This is a genomic window from Pseudomonas sp. 9.1(2019) (assembly GCF_009910445.1).
Lineage (GTDB): Bacteria > Pseudomonadota > Gammaproteobacteria > Pseudomonadales > Pseudomonadaceae > Aquipseudomonas > Aquipseudomonas paraversuta.
The window spans coordinates 274,178-290,839 of record NZ_VBWF01000010.1 but is presented as its reverse complement, the minus strand read 5'-3'; the positions used below and the strand labels follow the sequence as shown (position 1 = coordinate 290,839).

Sequence of the window (16,662 nt, the reverse complement as noted above, 5' to 3'; positions counted from 1 at the left end):
CGACGAACATCCTTCATGAAAACACTCGCCCCGGGAACACCGATCCAATGCCAAGAAGTCTCTCGCTACCGTTACTGGTAGCCCTGTGCATGTCACTCGCCGCTTGCGCCGGCAAAACCGTCTCTCCAGACGAATATTCAGGGTTTTTACAGGACTACAGCCAACTCACGGAAAAAAAATTGCCCTCTGGCCAACGGGTATTGTCCTGGATAAACCCGCAGCGTGATCTCAAACATTACACCCGGGTGTATATCGAGCCTAGCCAGTACTACCTACCGCTGGTGCCGACCGACCGACGTTCACAGGCAATGCTCTCGGACCTGAGCCATTACTACGATGCTGCTCTGAAGCAGGAGCTGGGCAAGGTCATGACCGTTGTCACGACTCCGGGCCCGGACACACTGATCGTCAGGCCTGCCATCATCACCGTGTCGGCCTCAACCCAGGGTTTGCGCTTTTATGAGTGGCTCCCCGTGACGCTGCTTGCCGCCGGCGTGAGTACGGTTATGGGCATCCGTGACCAGGACACACAAATCACCACAGAAGTCGCAGTTCTGGATGCCTGGGATCATGAGGTTGTGGCGCAGGTGGTCAGCAAAGGGGCCGGGCTGACGCTGAAGAATGACAAGCAGGCAATGAGCGTCGATGATTTCAAACAGGCACTCGACGGATCGGCCCTGGATATGCGCCAGGCCTATTTAGCCCACGCGCCCGACCTTGGGCCCTCGCCTTTATCGAAGTAGATGAACCATTGAAGCCAGGCTCCCACAGGTGTTGCTGCGCCGGGAGTCGTGTGGAGCTCCTGTGGGAGCTGGCTTGCCTGCGATGGCCGCTCCGGGTTTTACCTGATACACCGCGGTGCGTGCATCGCAAGCCAGCTCGCTCCTGCAGGGGGCGTGGATGACAATGGATCCGTTGCCTAACCCCGGTCGAAACGAAACGACGCGCCATATGCACTGGCCGGCAAATGACTGGCGCCGTCTGCCCGCAGTCGCGAACGCAAGGTACCCCGCTGGGGTTCGGTGCGATACAGGCCGCGCTTTTGCAACTCGGGAATAATCAGCTCGACAAAGTCTTCAAGGCTGCCGGGGCTGATCAGCGGGTTGAGCATGTAGCCCGTGGTCCCGCTGATCCGTGCGTGCTCTTCAATCTGCTCTGCAACCTGTTGCGGTGTACCCACCAGAATCAAGTCACTGCCCCGGGTGACGTTGGCAAAGCGCTGTTTGACGTCACCCGCAGTCAAGGGCTTGGCGCTGCCATCCGCTCGCATCACATAGGAGGTCATGCCTTCGGTGTGGGTGGACAGCGCATCACTGTCGGCGTAGCGACTGATGTCGATACCGGTATCACCGGCATAACTGACCAGTTGTGCCTGCAAGTGGTAATTGCTCTGCAGCTGGTCGTATTTGCGCCGGGCTTCAATTTCAGTTTTGGCGGTGACAATGCGCAACACGGTCAGTGACTTGACGTCCTGTGCCGGGCGGCCGAGGGCCAGGGCCTGGGCCCGGATTTCTTCCAGTCCCTGGCGGATCTCGTGGGGGTTGGACTTGGCCACGAAGATCAGTTCGGCGTGCTTGGCCGCAAAGGCCCTGCCCCGCCCTGACCAGCCGGCCTGGATCAGCAGCGGTGTGCGTTGCGGCGATGGCGAGGTCAGATGCGGCCCGGCTACCCGATAGTGTTCGCCGGCATGGTTGATCGGGCGCACGCGATCACCCCGGGCATACAGTTGGCGCGCCTTGTCGGCAACCACGGCATCATCGGCCCAGCTGCCTTCCCAAAGCTTGTAGGCCACGTCCATGAATTCTTCGGCACGCTCGTAGCGATCATCGTGTTTGATCATCTGCTCCAGACCGAAATTGCGTGCGGCACTGGACAGGTACGAGGTCACGATGTTCCAGCCGATCCGGCCATTGGTCATGTGATCCAGGGTGCTGAAGCGCCGGGCATGGGTAAACGGATGCTCGTAACTGGTGGTCACGGTCACACCGAAAGCCAGATTTTCGGTGATGGCTGCCAGTGCCGGAATGATCATCAGCGGATCATTGGCCGGGGCTTCCACGGCCCATTTCATGGCGGCATCGGCATTGCCGGCAAACACATCGTAGAAGCCCAGCACATCGCCGAAAAACAGCATGTCCAGGTGAGCCTGATCGGCGATCCGGGCCAGGTTCGACCAATAGCCCAGAGAGTTGATGCTCAGTCGCTCGTCTGCCGGGTGGGTCCACAGGCTTGGCGCACCACCACAGCCGACACTCGCTTGCTCGTAGAGGGCAAACAACAGAGGTTTGGGATCGGACATCATGATTCCTGAAAAAATGGATTAAACAAGGGACTGCCTCAGCGCTGATTTTTGAAACCTTTGCCGTAGTGGCGCTCCAGGCGGTGCTGGAGCAGTTCGAGTCCGATCGACAGCAGCCAGTAGATAACGGCTGCGGTGGTGAGCATTTCGATATAGCGATAAGTGGAGCGGCCGTAGGACTGCGCCAGGAACATCACTTCCCAGACCCCCATCACCGAAATCAGCGATGAATCCTTGAGCATGGAAATGAACTGGCTGGTGGTCGGCGGGATAATCGTGCGCATGGCCTGGGGCAGGATGATGTGCACGAATGTCGCCGTCGGCGAAAGCCCCAGGGCCATGGCCGCTTCGCGCTGGCCGGGGGCCACAGTCATGATGCCGGCGCGAAAGATCTCGCTCAGGTAGGCCCCGTAGTTGAGCGACAGGGCAATGATCCCGGCGCTGATTGCACCTGGAACCACGCCGATCTGGGGCAAGCCCAGATAGATCAGCAGGATCTGGATCAGCAGCGGCGTGCCGCGGAAAAAAGAGGCATAGAAGCTGGCGATCCCGAAGGCTACAGCGCTGCGTGACAGGCGCGCGAGGGCGGTGACAAAACCCAGCAGCAACGACAGCCAGATCGAACACAAACACAGAAACAAGGTGAGCGCGGCGCCTTGCAGGAAACCGTTGGGCCCCAGATGCAGGCCCAACAGGTTGGGCAATTTATCAACAATGATCGAGAACTTCAGATCGAAGCTCATGAAGAACATCACGCACAAACCGAGCAAGGCCGCCCAGGTCAGATACAACCGGGTGCGAAAGCCAAACAGCTGGCTCAGGCGCGACGCTGCGGTTTCGGGTGGTACCCCGGTCTTGGCGGGGTGTGGGTTGTGGGCTGTCATTGGCTGATATCGGCACCGATCCACTTCTGCGAAATTTTGCTCAGTGTGCCGTCGGCTTTCAGTTCACCAATGACTTCAGTGACCTTGGCACTCCACTGAGGATCGCCCTTTTCAATCGCCACCACATTGGGCTCTGCATACAGCGGGTCGCCGGCAATTTTGAAGCGAGGGTCATGGGCAATGCGTTCACGGGCGGTGATGAGGTTGGTGACCATCGCATCCAGGCGTACTCCGCTGCCCAGTGCCAGGTCCTGGAATGCCACTGTTTCATTATCGTACGGGGCGATCTGCACATTCTCGAACGGGTATTGCAGCGGTTTGTCCGTTGCCCCCTCGATCACCAGGTCCTTGTTCAAATAGGCTTCATAGGTGGACGCGCTGCCCACGCCGACCTTCTTTGCGGACAAATCCTTGCCTGAAGCGATAGTGGTGTCCTGGGCATTGACCACGATCACCGCGGGCGACTGGTAGTACTCCACCGGAAAATCGAACACTTCGGCGCGAGCCTTGCTCGGCGTCATGGAGCACACGCAGATGTCGTAGCGCCCGCTCCAGCGGCCGGCTGCAATCACATCCCAGGAAGGCGTTTGCAGCTTGAGTTTCACCCCGAGCCGTTGCGCTACGGCCTTGGCGACATCAACATCAAAGCCGTCCAGCTGGTTCTGCTCGTTGAGAAAAGAGAACGGCGGATAGCTCTCCATCAGTACCCCTCTGAGCTCACCTTTTTCGGTGACGCGATCCAGAGTGGAGCCGGCAAAAGCGGTGGTGCAGGTTGCGAGCAAAGCGAGGCTAAAAGGTAAGAGCGCTGCGGTTTTCAAAGACAAATACTCCAATCTGTTCAGAATGACCTGGATAGATTAAAACGCACTATAAATCGCGCTTGTACTTGTTTTATGGAATAAAAAGCTCGCTTCCAGCTATATCGCGTGACGGCTCGAAGCAGGCTTTGACCGGCTACCTCCAGTGGCTCTGCGCCTGCGCCCGGGCGTTCTGGAACACCGTGACCGAGATCATTTGCCGTTTCATTGCGCTGGGTGCGTCGACTGTCCAGGGCGCACCGCCGAGTCCCGCAGCCAATAACCGGTCTGCGGCTCAACAATTTTTATTCCCGGATAGCTGGGCAACACCTGTTTGATGCGCGACGCCGCGCTGATGCTTGGCGTCGCTAGGGGGATTGAGCCGCTTACTTGATACCCTGGCCCAGGATCACGCCATTGACCGACTCGCCGTACAGGTTGACGCCGTCGCCCTCATGGTATTTCTTGCGGGTTTTTTCAACCGAGTTGTCCACCAGACGCGGATCCTGAGGCCGCTCCTGGCTATTGATGTAGGCGGCTACATCCCAGGCTTGAGCATCGGTCAGCGAACCGCCCTTGCCCAGCGGCATGTTTTGTTTGATAAACCCGGCGGCCGTATTGATACGGTGCATCCCCGCACCCCAGTTGTAAGAATCCTTACCCCACAGTGGTGGAAACACGTAGGTATCAGCAGACTTTTGCCCCTGCCCTTCTGCGCCATGGCAGATAGCACATTGATCGGCATAAATCTGTTTGCCTTTGACCAGGTCATAGCCTTTTTCCGGTGCAGGAATGACCGGGTACAGGCGCCCGGGCAGATCCACGCCCACAGGCGCCGTGGTCGCCAGCCAGTAGGCATAGGTGCTCAAGGCCTTGATCACATGACTGTCACTGGCGGGTGCCTTGCCATTCATGCTGAATTCAAAGCAACCCTGCATGCGCTCGGCAAAGGTATTGACCTTGTTGTTCTTTTTTCGATACGCCGGGTACATGCCATAAGCTCCCCAAAGCGGAGCGGACCCTGCCTTGCGACCTTGATCCAGGTGGCAATTGGTGCAGTTGAGGCCGTTGCCGACATAGTCAGCGGCATTTTTCTGGGTATTGACGAAAATATCTCGCCCTTCGCGCACCAGCACGCCAAAGGCGTTATCCGGCAACTCCGACTCCTGGGGCGGGGTAAATACCAGTGGGCCGGAAGGCTTGGCCGGCGCAGCCGCCACGCCAGCGTCAGGGTGCGCATCAGCCACCCCGGCAGCGGCGCTCGGGGCCTTGGCCACGGGTGTCATGCCGCGCTCTTCGTACCAGGTTTTGGCAGCCAGAAGCGGTACGGCGACGACAACGGCGATCAGTACTTTGGCAGGAAAGTTCATTGTTTGGCTCCCCCGCTCAGGCTGGCGAAATAGGTGGACAGATCTTTGATTTCGGCATCGGTCAGGGAGCGCGCGATATGGCCCATCAGGTCATTGGGGTCATTCTTGCGGGTACCACTGCGCCACGCATTCAACTGGGCTGCGATGTAAGTCGCGGACTGCCCCAGCAGCGGAGGGAAACTCTGGCCAACGCCAGTGTCACTCACGCCGTGACACGCGACACAGGCCGGAATATTGCGACTCCAGTCGCCCTGCTTGACCAGTTTTTCCGCTGCCCCGCCAACACTGCCGGTGGCGGCTAAATCAACCGCCGGGGCCGGGACAGCCATGGTGCTCAGGTAGCTGGCAACTGCCTGTTCTTCGCTTTCGCTGAGGGCTGATGCGATGGGTTGCATCACCGCGTTGGCCCGTTTGCCGGAGCCAAAGTCCTCAAGCTGCTTGACCAGATAACCCTGGGGCAGCCCCGCCAGACGCGGGAAACCTGCGCTATCGGTACCCAGGCCATTGGCGCCATGACAGGTGGTGCAGGCCATGGCTAGCGGGGACTCGCCCCCCTGGGTGTAGATTTTTTGTCCTTGTGGATCGGCATTTGCCGCGGTCGCCAGCATAAAAACACAGGCGCTTACGCTGGTCTTGAGGCGGACTCTCGTTGCAAGACTCATGGTTCTGGACTCCTTCTTATTGGCTAATTCACGGCGTCAACCCACCTAGTGCAAGGTGTGTGAATTGAAAGCGACTGATTGCGCCGTAATATTTTTTAGGAATATCTTTATACCTAAAAGTAATACTGTCAATTTGCCCTGCTCTCCAGACCACGTGTTCAGCTGCTCTCACTCCACAGAACCTGCCGCCCATGGGTCAAATAAACCCCTACTGAGTAGGTATATACGACTCTGGGCGCCGCACATTTGCAGTCGTCGTTTATGAGTGAACACGACCCGGGGGCCCGGGCCGGTTGACAGGCCATTGCCCCTGCACTAGGTTGACGCAAACGTAAACGTCAGGCAGCACCGCACGCCAAAACAATAATTATAAGAGAACCACCCATGAGCACGATGGCGATACTGATATCCCTTCTGTTGTTGATGTTTCTCGCCTACCGGGGCGTGACCGTACTGATCCTGGCACCGCTGATGGCAGCCCTGGCGGTACTGCTCAGCGGTGGCGCGACGCACATCATGCCCACTTACACCCAGCTGTTCATGAAGGAGCTGGGCCTGTACCTGATCAAGTTCTTCCCTCTGTTCATCCTCGGCTCGCTGTTTGGCAAGCTGGTGGCTGACTCAGGGGCCGCGCATACCATTGCCGACTGGTTCATGCGGCGTCTGGGCCGGCGCCATGTGATTCTCACGGTAGTGCTGGCCTGCGCTCTGCTGACATACGGAGGCGTGTCGCTGTTTGTGGTTGCTTTCGCCGTGTATCCGATCGGAGCGGTGATTTTTCGCGAGTCCGGCACTCCCAAACGCTACATGCCTGCCGCGATCGCCCTGGGTGCCTTCACTTTCACCATGACCGCCCTGCCCGGCGCGCCGTCGATCCAGAACGCCATTCCCACGGCCTACCTCGGCACCACCACCTTTGCCGCACCGGGCCTGGGCATCATCGCTTCGGTAGTGATGTTGTGGCTGGGCACCTGGATCTTGCAGTCACGGGCGCGCAAGGCGATGGCCAACGGTGAAGGCTACGGTGACCATGACATTGAAATCCCGTCGAACGACGCAGTACCCAGGCCCGGACTGCTGGTAGCGCTGCTGCCCATCATTGTGGTGATCGGCCTGAATGCGGCCTTCAGCTACTGGATTCTGCCTTCGCTGGACCTCAGTGTTCTGCGCGAGGAGCGCTTTGGCAGCATCGATCCTGCCAGCGTGGTGGGGCTCTGGTCGGTATTGTTGGCACTGATGTGCGCGATCGTGTTCGTGATCGTGCTCAACTGGAAGCGCTGGGACAACCTGACGACCACCATCAACAAGGGCAGCCTTGGCGCAATGCTGCCGATCTTCAACACCGCCTCGGAAGTGGCCTATGGCGCGGTGATCGCCGGCCTGGCCGGTTTTGCGGTGATCAAGGCTGCCATTCTCAATTTTTCGCCGGAGCACCCGCTGATATCCACCGTCCTCAGCATGAACGTGCTGGCGGGAATCACCGGTTCCTCATCCGGCGGCCTGAGCATCGCCTTCCGCACCCTCGGCAGTGATTATCTGCGCATGATCGAGGCCGCCGGTATCAGCCCGGAACTGTTTCACCGGGTGGCCACCATTGCTGCCGGCGGCCTGGATACCCTGCCCCACTCGGGAGCAGTAATCACCCTGCTGGCAATCTGCGGCCTCAGCCACCGCCAGTCATACCCACAAATTTTCATGATGACGACCGTGGTACCACTCACTGCCTTGCTGGTGGTGCTGGTACTGGGCTCGACGTTCGGCAGTTTCTGATCCAGGCCTACCACCAGAAGGATTTGACCATGACTACCCCGCACGCCGCTGTCAGACACCCGCAGTGGGAGACGGCCCCGCGTTTCAACATCGCCCGGGCCTGTTGCGACCGCTGGGCCGCCGAACCCGGGCGCATTGCGATTATTCAGAAAAACGCCGATGGCTCGGTACAACAGCACAGTTTCCTGACCTTGCAACAGCAAGCCAACCGCCTGGCCAACAGCTTGCGCGAACAAGGTGTGCAGCCCGGCGACCGGGTCGGGATCATGCTGCCCCAGGGGCTGGAGGCCGGAACCGCACACATTGCCCTGTACAAGCTGGGGGCAATTGCAGTTCCGCTGTTCAAGCTGTTCGGCAGCGATGCCATCGAGCATCGCGCCTCGAACTGTTCAATGGGTGTGCTTATCACCGATAACAGCGGCCTGCAAAAGATTGAAAAGGTATGGGCCCGTCTCCCCGATTTGAAGCTGTGCTATGTCATCGACCCGGTCACGCAGCGGGCCGGGGTGCTGGATTATCATGCCCGGCTCAAGGACCAGAGTGACCAGTTCGAGACCCTCGACACCGGCGCTGAAGACCCGGCCCTGATCATCTATACCTCCGGCACTACCGGTCACCCCAAAGGTGCACTGCATGCCCATCGCGTATTGCTCGGCCACTTGCCGGGGGTACGCAGCTCCCACGACGACTTCCCCCAGCCCGGCGACCGGATGTGGACCCCGGCTGACTGGGCATGGATTGGCGGCCTGCTGGACGTACTGTTGCCTGCCTGGTACCACGGGGTACCGGTGGTGGCCTACCGTGCCGAAAAGTTCGTCGCTGAAGAGGTGTTCGAGCTGATTGAAGAACTGCAGATCAAAAATGTCTTTTTCCCGCCGACCGCACTCAAGCTATTGCGTCCTGTAGAAAACCCGCAGCAACGCTGGCAGCTGGCACTGCGCTCGGTTGCCAGCGGCGGCGAGTCGCTGGGCGACGAATTGCTGGCCTGGGGCGATCAGGCACTGGGGGTGCGGATCAACGAATTCTATGGCCAGACCGAATGCAACCTGGTGGTGTCCTCCTGCGCCTCCCTGGGTGTCTGCCGGCCACATGCAATAGGTCGGGCCGTCGAAGGTTTCAACGTTGCCATCATCGACGACTACGGGGTGGTCGTACCCACCGGGGACTCGGGGCATATTGCCGTGGCGACGCCCAACGGCAGCCAGATGCTGCGCTATTGGCAGAACACTGCGGCCACTGAAGAGAAATACCTCAACGGCTGGCTGGTGACCGGCGACAAAGGCTCGATGGATGAAGACGGCTATATCTTCTTTCTCGGGCGCAACGATGACGTCATCACCAGCGCCGGCTATCGCATCGGCCCGACGCCGATCGAAGACTGCCTGATCAAGCATCCGGCGGTAAAAATGGCTGCGGCTATCGGCAAAAAAGACCCGATTCGCACTGAAGTGGTGAAGGCATTTGTGGTCCTCAATGCCGGCTATGCCGCCAGCGCCGAGACCATAGGGCAACTGCAGGCCCATGTCCGGGCCCAGCTGGCGGCCCACGAATACCCCCGGGAAATCGAGTTCCTCGACGAACTGCCGATGACCACCACCGGCAAAATCATTCGCAAGGCCCTGCGCGAACGCGAAGAGCACCGAACAGCCATGGAGCTTGATGTATGAACTTTGTAGGAAAAGCATTCGACGAAATCACCGAGGGTGAGACCTTTGGCCAGTCGCTGACCATCGACGCCTCCCATATCAGTCGTGCCTGCGGCATGTTTGGCGACTTCAACCCGTTGCACAGCGATGCCGAATTCTGCGCCGCCAGCCGTTTCGGCCGGCCAATCCTGCACGGGCCCATGACCGGCGCCTTTATGTCGGCCTCCATCGGCATGTACTTCTACGGCACAGCCGTGGCTTACCTTGAACATAATTGCCGGTTCGTCGCCCCGGTGTTTGCCGGGGACACTCTGAGGGTGCAATGGACCATCACCGAAACCCTGAACAAACCCAGGAGCAACGGCGGCATTGCCGTACTCACCGGCCTGTGCAGCAACCAGCGCGGCGAGCAGATCGCCGAGGCCAGCGGCAAGATCCTGCTCAGTAACCGGGCAGTGATGGATGCACGCTGACACTACAGATCAATGGTCGATATGCCGCTTACACCCTGTGGGAGCTGGCTTGCCAGCGATGGCGGTGTGTCAGTTATTAAATCCGGCAAGGACATTGCGCCATCGCGAGGCAAGCTCGCTCCTACAGATGCCGCTTAAACCCTGTGGGAGCTGGCTTGCCAGCGATGGCGGTGTGTCAGTCATTTCATCCGGCAATGACATTGCGCCATCGCGAGGCAAGCTCGCTCCTACAGATGCAGCTCCACCCTGTGGGAGCTGGCTTGCCAGCGATGGCGGTGTGTCAGTCATTTCATCCGGCAATGACATTGCGCCATCGCGAGGCAAGCTCGCTCCTACAGATGCAGCTCCACCCTGTGGGAGCTGGCTTGCCAGCGATGGCGGTGTGTCAGTCATTTCATCCGGCAATGACATTGCGCCATCGCGAGGCAAGCTCGCTCCTACAGATGCAGCTCCACCCTGTGGGAGCTGGCTTGCCAGCGATAGCGGTGTGTCAGTCATTTCATCCGGCAATGACATTGCGCCATCGCGAGGCAAGCTCGCTCCCACAAATGCCGCTTACACCCTGTGGGAGCTGGCTTGCCAGCGATAGCGGTGTGTCAGTCATTTCATCCGGCAAGGACATTGCGCCATCGCGAGGCAAGCTCGCGCCTACAAATGCCGCTTACACCCTGTGGGAGCTGGCTTGCCAGCGATGGCGGTGAGTCAGTCCTTACATCCGGCAAGGACATTGCGCCATCGCGAGGCAAGCTCGCTCCTACAAATGCCGCTATCACCCTGTGGGAGCTGGCTTGCCAGCGATGGCGGTGTGTCAGTCATTTCATCCGGCAAGGACATTGAGCCATCGCGAGGCAAGCTCGCTCCTACAGATGCCGCTTAAACCCTGTGGGTGCTGGCTTGCCAGCGATGGCGGTGTGTCAGTCCTTACATCCGACAAGGACATTGCGCCATCGCGAGGCAAGCTCGCTCCTACACTTGCCAGGAGCAAAGCCAGCGCCTGGCGCATACCCCATGCTTAAACGTCATGATCCCCGGTTTTCTTGCGTGATAGTCTTGCCGCACTATGAACAGCGGGCATTGATCGTATTTTGACGATGGCCAGAACCAGGAAAGAACATGTCCAAAATTTCCCACTCAGATCTTCGTCGCAATTTTCGTGAACTGCTGGCCACGCCAATGTGCGTCGAAACTGCTTCTGTTTTCGACCCCATGTCCGCCCGCATCGCTGCCGATCTTGGTTTTGAGGTCGGCATCCTGGGCGGCTCGGTAGCGTCGCTGCAGGTACTGGCAGCCCCCGATTTTGCGTTGATCACCCTGAGTGAGTTCGTTGAACAGGCCACCCGCATCGGCCGCGTGGCCCAATTGCCCTTCATAGCTGATGCCGACCATGGCTATGGCAATGCCCTGAATGTGATGCGCACCGTCGAAGAACTGGAGCGCGCCGGGGTTGCGGCACTGACCATTGAAGACACCCTGCTGCCCGCCCAGTTCGCGCGCAAATCCACTGACCTGATTTCCATCGAGGAAGGCATTGGCAAGGTCAAGGCCGCCCTGGAAGCCCGTGTCGATCCCGGTCTCTCAATCATTGCCCGGACCAATGCCGGGGTGTTGCCAACCAGTGCCATTATCGAACGCACCCTGGCCTATGAGAAAGCCGGTGCCGATGGTATCTGCATCGTCGGCATCAAGGACTTCGAGCACCTTGAGCAGATCTCGGAAAAACTCAGCGTGCCCTTGATGCTGGTGACTTACGGCAACCCCGAACTCAATGACAGCCAGCGCCTGGCAAGTCTGGGCGTGCGCGTGGTGGTGGCCGGACATGCAGCCTACTTTGCCGCCATCAAGGCCACCTACGACAGCCTGCGGGCCCAGCGCCAGCTGACCCACAGCACCTCCAATCTGAGCGCCACAGAATTGACCCACACCTATACGCTGCCGGAAAACTATGTGGCCTGGGCCAAGGAGTTCATGGATGTACAAGAGTGATCAGTGCTCGCCTCGCTACGCCAACCAGTAACCACCCGTACACGCTTCGGCCGGTCTTGTACTGCTGACCGGCCAATGGCCTACAGGTAGATGATCTCCACCGTTGCGCTGGCGTCCAGCTGGATCACCCGGGTCTGGTCCAGAGTATCGAGCGGCGCAATGCGCGTGCTCAGCAGCAACTGTCCGGAGTAACTGGCAAATGCCCCGAGGGTACCGGTTCCGGGAGCGGCAAATGCCAGTACGAAACGGTTGTCGACGATACCGGTGAGGTTGGGTATCCAGGTGGCACTTCCTGTCTGCCTGGAGATGGCTGATACGGTTTGCCCGTCAGCCACAGTGGCATCACCGTAGAGGATCTCCAGGCTGCCAATCGGCGCACCCCGGCCATCCTTGCCCATGCTGAAATACTGCGTGCCCACAGGCAGGCTGCCATAGGCGGCGTGGTTGTCGGTCCATTGCAGGCCAACCGGCACCGCATACCCGCAACTGATCGACCAGCCCAGGTTCCTGGCCGGCAACAGGGTTTCACGGCTGCTATCGGCGTTCAGGTCACTGCGCTGCAGCACCCCGTAGTCAACGTGACCGCCATTCTCCAGACGGATATCACAGGCCGCCGGGTGAGTGGTGGCGCTAATACTCAGGTCTACGCTGGAGGCACTCTGTGCAGTGCCCGCAACAACCAACAACAGCAGGAGCAAGCTAGTTAAGGGACGCATAAAATCACCTGTTGCAAAATTTGATGAGGCCAAGGGGCATAAGCATGGCGGCTCATGTTGCGCTGACGTCGATGCGCAACTGCCCCTCGTGGGTTTTGGCATCCCGCGAGCGCATGTCACTCAACGGCAGCTCCGGCACAATTTCCAGGCTCAGCACCAGGCTCTTGCCGCGTGCCGGAAGGCCGCCTTCGACCGGAACAATGATATCGCCCGGTGCGCTCGCCAGACTCTCCAGACCGACCCCCGTAGCCCCCAGATCACTCAGCCTGGCCAGGCCGACCGGGCGGCCATCCAGTTGCGCCCGGCTCATTTGAATGCTGACCTGGCCTTGATCACTGAACTTCATCCGGTTCGATTGCACGGGCCCGTGCAGGCTCAACTCGATGGCCGAATCTGCCAGGCAATTGGCGTTCAGGCGCACCTCGCGCCGGTCCAGAAGGTGCCTGGCCTGCGGTGTTACGGCACCGGACGGGTGTTGCTGAGGGCCGTAATCGAGATGCTGGCTGCTCAAGGTGATTTCGCAATCGCTGGCCAGCAAGTGCGGGCTGCACCCCAACAGGAGCAACAGTAATGAGACCGGGAGCAGCTTGTGGCGAGGGTCCGGAATAGTCATTTACAGGGTTCTCCCATTGGCGGCCAGCATGGCTTTTGGCTCAGAGGTACAGCTGGCATTGAGGGTTTCGAAATAGCTTTCCAGGTCTTGCTCCTCGGGGACCTCGAAGCTCAACTCGCAGGACTGATCGTCGCTGTGCTCAATGCGCAGCGGTGTGGCATGTTCCAGGTGGTTCAGGTACACCTGGCCGTCATCGATGACGCTGGTGACAAAGCCGCCATTGGCATCCACGACACTGGCGCCCTTGGCCGGAACACCGCCCTTGGCATCCATTACCGTCAACAGCACCCGCCGGCTCTTGAGCACTTCAAAATCCATCCGGTGTACCGAACCACGGGCCGCAGAGAGCATCTGGTGGCCATTGCGGATATCGATGTTGCGTGGCAGATCCTTGGTTTCCACTTCCACCCTGGTCGAGCTGTACGGGTTAAGGCTGGCGATCACCGCACGCCCCGCGCCATCGGTCCACACCGGACCGCTCGGGGTCTGCAACTTGATCCCCGCAACATCCCCTACCGAGGCAATGGCAAAGCTGTCGCGCACCGGATACGGCGACAGCGTCACACCCTGCTCATGCACCACTACCCCGCCGCTGGCCCGCAAGTTGTAGCTGCGGCTGTCGTCGCTGGTGGAAACCCCGGCTGAGGTCTGGGCATAAGGGGTCAGCAGGCTGGCGTTGGCAGATAACTGCTGGCTGACGTTCTCCACTTCGCGCTCCACTGCCAGGTTGTAATTGAACCGTTCAAAACTGCTGTCATTGAAGCTGGCACCGTAGCGGGTGCGATCCGAACGCTGGCTGGCGTAGGCCCGGGTACTGCGGCCGCTGCCCAGGGGCACGCTGACCGACAAGTAGAGTGCCGTTTGTGGCCCTTCATTGCGTGAGCGCCGGGTCTGCTCCTTGCGGTTCAGGTTGCGGGTGGTCTTTTCCACACTGGCGTTAACGCTGAAACGCGGGAATGACTTGCTCCAGCTGGCGCTCAGGTACTCGGAGCTGTGCCCGGCAAACGTGCGGGAGGTCGACCAGGTGCTGCTGAAACTGCCCAGCACCGGATCGCTCCAGGCGGCCGATACGCCGTACTGGGAGCGGGCCAGCCCGCTGGAGTCGTACTGGTTATACCGGTTAGTGGTGTCCAGCAGGTCACGGTAGCCCTGGCTTTGCTGGGTGGTGTTGAGGTTGACGCTGATTTTTTCGCTGACACGGGTACTGAGGCTGGCACTGACCTGCCCGCCTGCGCCCTTGACCTTCGGCGCCTTGGACGCCACGGTGCGCACCGTCAGTGCCGTGGTGGGGCTGAGCACTGAATCCAGCTCCAGTGCCAGGGCCTGATAATTGTTGTCGGCCAACATGGCGCCGGCAGAAATTTTGTTGCTGGAACCCAGCAGCCAGCCGTCGCTGGCCGTGGCAATCAGGGGTTTGGCCCCGCCACTGCTGCTGTCGAAGGTACGCAGCTTGCCCACGGCAAGGGACATTCCCGGGGTCGACAACGAGGTGCGAATCAGCGATGCGGCGGCCACCGTAAAGCGCTGCTCCTGACCATCGGCTTCGATCACCCGCACATCAAGATCCGTGTTGCTGTTGAGCAAACGGATATCCGACAGCCTGAACGGCCCGGCCGGCACTACCGTGGTGTAGAGCAATGCACCGGCCTGGCGCACTTCGACCCGGGCCTGGCTTTGCGCGATGCCGTCAACCGTGGCGCCCTGGCTACCGCTTTTCAGGGCCGACTCGGGCACCAGTTGCAAGCCGGTGATGGGCGCACCGGCCACCACCGAATCACTGATATTGATCTCCCCCACTTGCAGGGTGCGGGCCTGTTCGACAAAGGTGGTCTGGCCGTAGGTGTAGAGGGTCTGGAAGTCATTGCCGTTATCATTGGCGGTAAACGACTGGCTGCTGCGCACTATCCAGTCACCCAGGTTAAAACCCAGCTCGGTATTGGCCGAATGATAATTGCTGGAGTAACTGCCGGACTGCGAGGTAAAGGTCTGCAGTTCATAATTGATCAGCGCCCCGGCACCGCCGCTCTGGTAGATGCCACGGTCCACCGCCTCCGGGCGCAGGGCATCGTGACTCACCACCAGCCGCACTTGCTGGCTGTTGGGTAACAATTCGACTTCGGTTTGCGGCCAGGCACCGGCAAAGTCGTAGCAAATAGCCTGGATATCCGGACTTTGCCCCGGGTTTATCTGCCATTGCGCCTTGGGGATTTTCAATCCCGCCTGATCCAGCAACCCACGGTTGAAGCACAACTGGCCTTCATCATCGAAACGGGCTTCGACCTGGCCGCGGGGGTTACCGTTGACCCATAACTCTACCCGTCGATTGCCAGAGCCGAATCGCGGTGCGGCGGCAAAATACTGTGCCACAGCCGGGTCGATGCCCCGGTGCTTGAGCATTTGCACATCAAATTGCGCCAGCAGCTCGGCAGGCTCAAGACGGGTATGGGCACTGTCGGTTTGCTTGGCAAGTGCCTCAACACTCAGCAAGGCCAAAGGGGCCAGCAGGCTCGAAGGTCTCAGGTGGCGAAACAGCGCGCCACAGACACGCGCTGCCATGGGCTTCAAAATCATCCAGGACATCCTTGACATACTAAAAACAGAGGATCAGTTCAGGGGGGCGGTAAATGCGTTGACGGCAAATCCGTAAATACTGGCCGGGGTGAATTGCACCGAAGTCAGCGATTCAGGGCTCTGCTCGGGGAGTTTCACGCTTAGGGTCTGGCCCGGCAAAATGTAGTTATTGGGCAGTTCAGCCGCGGTCTTGCCTGGCAGCAGGGTCAGTTGCTTGGTCAGGCGCACCACATACGGGCTGTCGTTATTCACCGTCAGGGTATTGCCGGAGCGGGTCCACTTGAGCAGTACCCAGGGATCGTTTTTCATGGGCAGACCTTCGGGATGGATAATCACCGGCAGGTTCTGGCGTACGTTCATGGTGACCGTGGATTTGGCGTCGGTTTTCTTTTGCGGGATGCCTTCGAATATCACGCGCTTCAGACGCTGGGTGGTGACCGGCGTGCGCGCCTGCAGGATAAAACGCACCAGCTGTTTTTGCCCCGGTTCGACGCGGGTCAGGGGCGGCGTTACCACCAGCAGGGTTTCCTTGTCTTCGGCAATGTTTTGCAGAGAGCTATGCAGCAGTGCGGCCTGGGCATCGGTATTGGTGACATTGATCCGGCCTTCGCCGTCAGCCACCTGGACAATCACGACGGTGGTGTCGGGGACCATGCCGGCGGCCTGGACTGGCGGCAACCAACTGGCCAGGGCCAGGATAAAAAAGCTGAGCAAGCATCTGGGGCTCTGTAGGCGAAATAAAAACATGGGCACGACCTTTGGCGAACTTCAAGGAGTCCGGGAAATGTTTAAGGGTTCAGTCACTCGCGCTCTTGCGCCGTTGGGCCCGGGATAAAGATCCGCAGAAAAGCGTGACGACGACTATTGGCGATTCGGCA

Annotated in this window: 14 protein-coding genes; 5 read left to right on the top strand and 9 right to left on the bottom strand. The window is 59.5% G+C overall.

Annotated features, from left to right (window positions below):
- Positions 1–47: 47 nt before the first annotated feature.
- Positions 48–743 carry a DUF3313 domain-containing protein gene (locus FEZ21_RS14795; protein ID WP_160627632.1) on the top strand — a complete coding sequence of 232 codons (696 nt, stop codon included), beginning with the start codon at positions 48–50 and terminating at the stop codon, positions 741–743.
- Between the two features lie 176 nt (positions 744–919).
- Here FEZ21_RS14795 and FEZ21_RS14790 read toward each other — a convergent pair whose 3' ends face one another.
- The 5 genes from FEZ21_RS14790 to FEZ21_RS14770 form a co-directional block, all read right to left on the bottom strand.
- On the bottom strand, positions 920–2,299 hold the full coding sequence (locus tag FEZ21_RS14790; RefSeq protein ID WP_003445535.1) for an LLM class flavin-dependent oxidoreductase: 1,380 nt from the start codon (positions 2,297–2,299) through the stop codon (positions 920–922).
- A 38-nt stretch (positions 2,300–2,337) separates the two neighbouring features.
- The gene (locus tag FEZ21_RS14785; RefSeq protein ID WP_010656507.1) at positions 2,338–3,183 is read right to left on the bottom strand and encodes an amino acid ABC transporter permease; all 846 of its coding nucleotides are present in this window, start codon (positions 3,181–3,183) and stop codon (positions 2,338–2,340) included.
- On the bottom strand, positions 3,180–4,001 hold the full coding sequence (locus tag FEZ21_RS14780; RefSeq protein WP_010656508.1) for an ABC transporter substrate-binding protein: 822 nt from the start codon (positions 3,999–4,001) through the stop codon (positions 3,180–3,182). The genes FEZ21_RS14785 and FEZ21_RS14780 overlap by 4 nt, the downstream gene beginning before the upstream one ends.
- Positions 4,002–4,366: 365 nt before the next feature.
- Positions 4,367–5,350, bottom strand: a complete 984-nt coding sequence (locus FEZ21_RS14775; RefSeq protein WP_003445529.1) for a c-type cytochrome — start codon at positions 5,348–5,350, stop codon at positions 4,367–4,369.
- Complete coding sequence (locus FEZ21_RS14770) at positions 5,347–6,012, bottom strand: c-type cytochrome (protein ID WP_003445527.1); 666 nt, start codon at positions 6,010–6,012, stop codon at positions 5,347–5,349. Before FEZ21_RS14770 ends, FEZ21_RS14775 begins: the two co-directional genes overlap by 4 nt.
- Positions 6,013–6,396: 384 nt before the next feature.
- Between FEZ21_RS14770 and FEZ21_RS14765 the strand changes: the two genes are divergently transcribed.
- The 4 genes from FEZ21_RS14765 to FEZ21_RS14750 all read left to right on the top strand — a co-directional run bounded on the left by FEZ21_RS14765 (position 6,397) and on the right by FEZ21_RS14750 (position 11,884).
- Complete coding sequence (locus tag FEZ21_RS14765) at positions 6,397–7,782, top strand: GntP family permease (protein ID WP_003445524.1); 1,386 nt, start codon at positions 6,397–6,399, stop codon at positions 7,780–7,782.
- A 29-nt stretch (positions 7,783–7,811) separates the two neighbouring features.
- On the top strand, positions 7,812–9,449 hold the full coding sequence (locus FEZ21_RS14760) for an AMP-binding protein (RefSeq protein ID WP_160627630.1): 1,638 nt from the start codon (positions 7,812–7,814) through the stop codon (positions 9,447–9,449).
- Complete coding sequence (locus tag FEZ21_RS14755; RefSeq protein WP_003445520.1) at positions 9,446–9,901, top strand: MaoC/PaaZ C-terminal domain-containing protein; 456 nt, start codon at positions 9,446–9,448, stop codon at positions 9,899–9,901. Before FEZ21_RS14760 ends, FEZ21_RS14755 begins: the two co-directional genes overlap by 4 nt.
- Positions 9,902–11,014: 1,113 nt before the next feature.
- Positions 11,015–11,884 (top strand): oxaloacetate decarboxylase, encoded by an 870-nt coding sequence (locus FEZ21_RS14750; protein ID WP_003445517.1) that lies wholly within the window; start codon positions 11,015–11,017, stop codon positions 11,882–11,884.
- 80 nt (positions 11,885–11,964) lie between these two features.
- Here FEZ21_RS14750 and FEZ21_RS14745 read toward each other — a convergent pair whose 3' ends face one another.
- The 4 genes from FEZ21_RS14745 to FEZ21_RS14730 are packed head-to-tail and all read right to left on the bottom strand — an operon-like array spanning position 11,965 to position 16,498.
- The gene (locus tag FEZ21_RS14745) at positions 11,965–12,600 is read right to left on the bottom strand and encodes a DUF1120 domain-containing protein (protein WP_003445515.1); all 636 of its coding nucleotides are present in this window, start codon (positions 12,598–12,600) and stop codon (positions 11,965–11,967) included.
- A 52-nt stretch (positions 12,601–12,652) separates the two neighbouring features.
- A complete protein-coding gene (locus tag FEZ21_RS14740; RefSeq protein WP_160627627.1) occupies positions 12,653–13,213 on the bottom strand; it encodes a hypothetical protein in 561 nt (186 codons plus the stop codon).
- Positions 13,214–15,784, bottom strand: a complete 2,571-nt coding sequence (locus FEZ21_RS14735) for a fimbria/pilus outer membrane usher protein (RefSeq protein ID WP_160627625.1) — start codon at positions 15,782–15,784, stop codon at positions 13,214–13,216.
- A gap of 33 nt (positions 15,785–15,817) precedes the next feature.
- Positions 15,818–16,498: a fimbria/pilus chaperone family protein gene (locus tag FEZ21_RS14730; RefSeq protein ID WP_160627623.1), complete on the bottom strand. Its 681-nt coding sequence runs from the start codon at positions 16,496–16,498 to the stop codon at positions 15,818–15,820.
- Between the last annotated feature and the right edge of the window lie 164 nt (positions 16,499–16,662).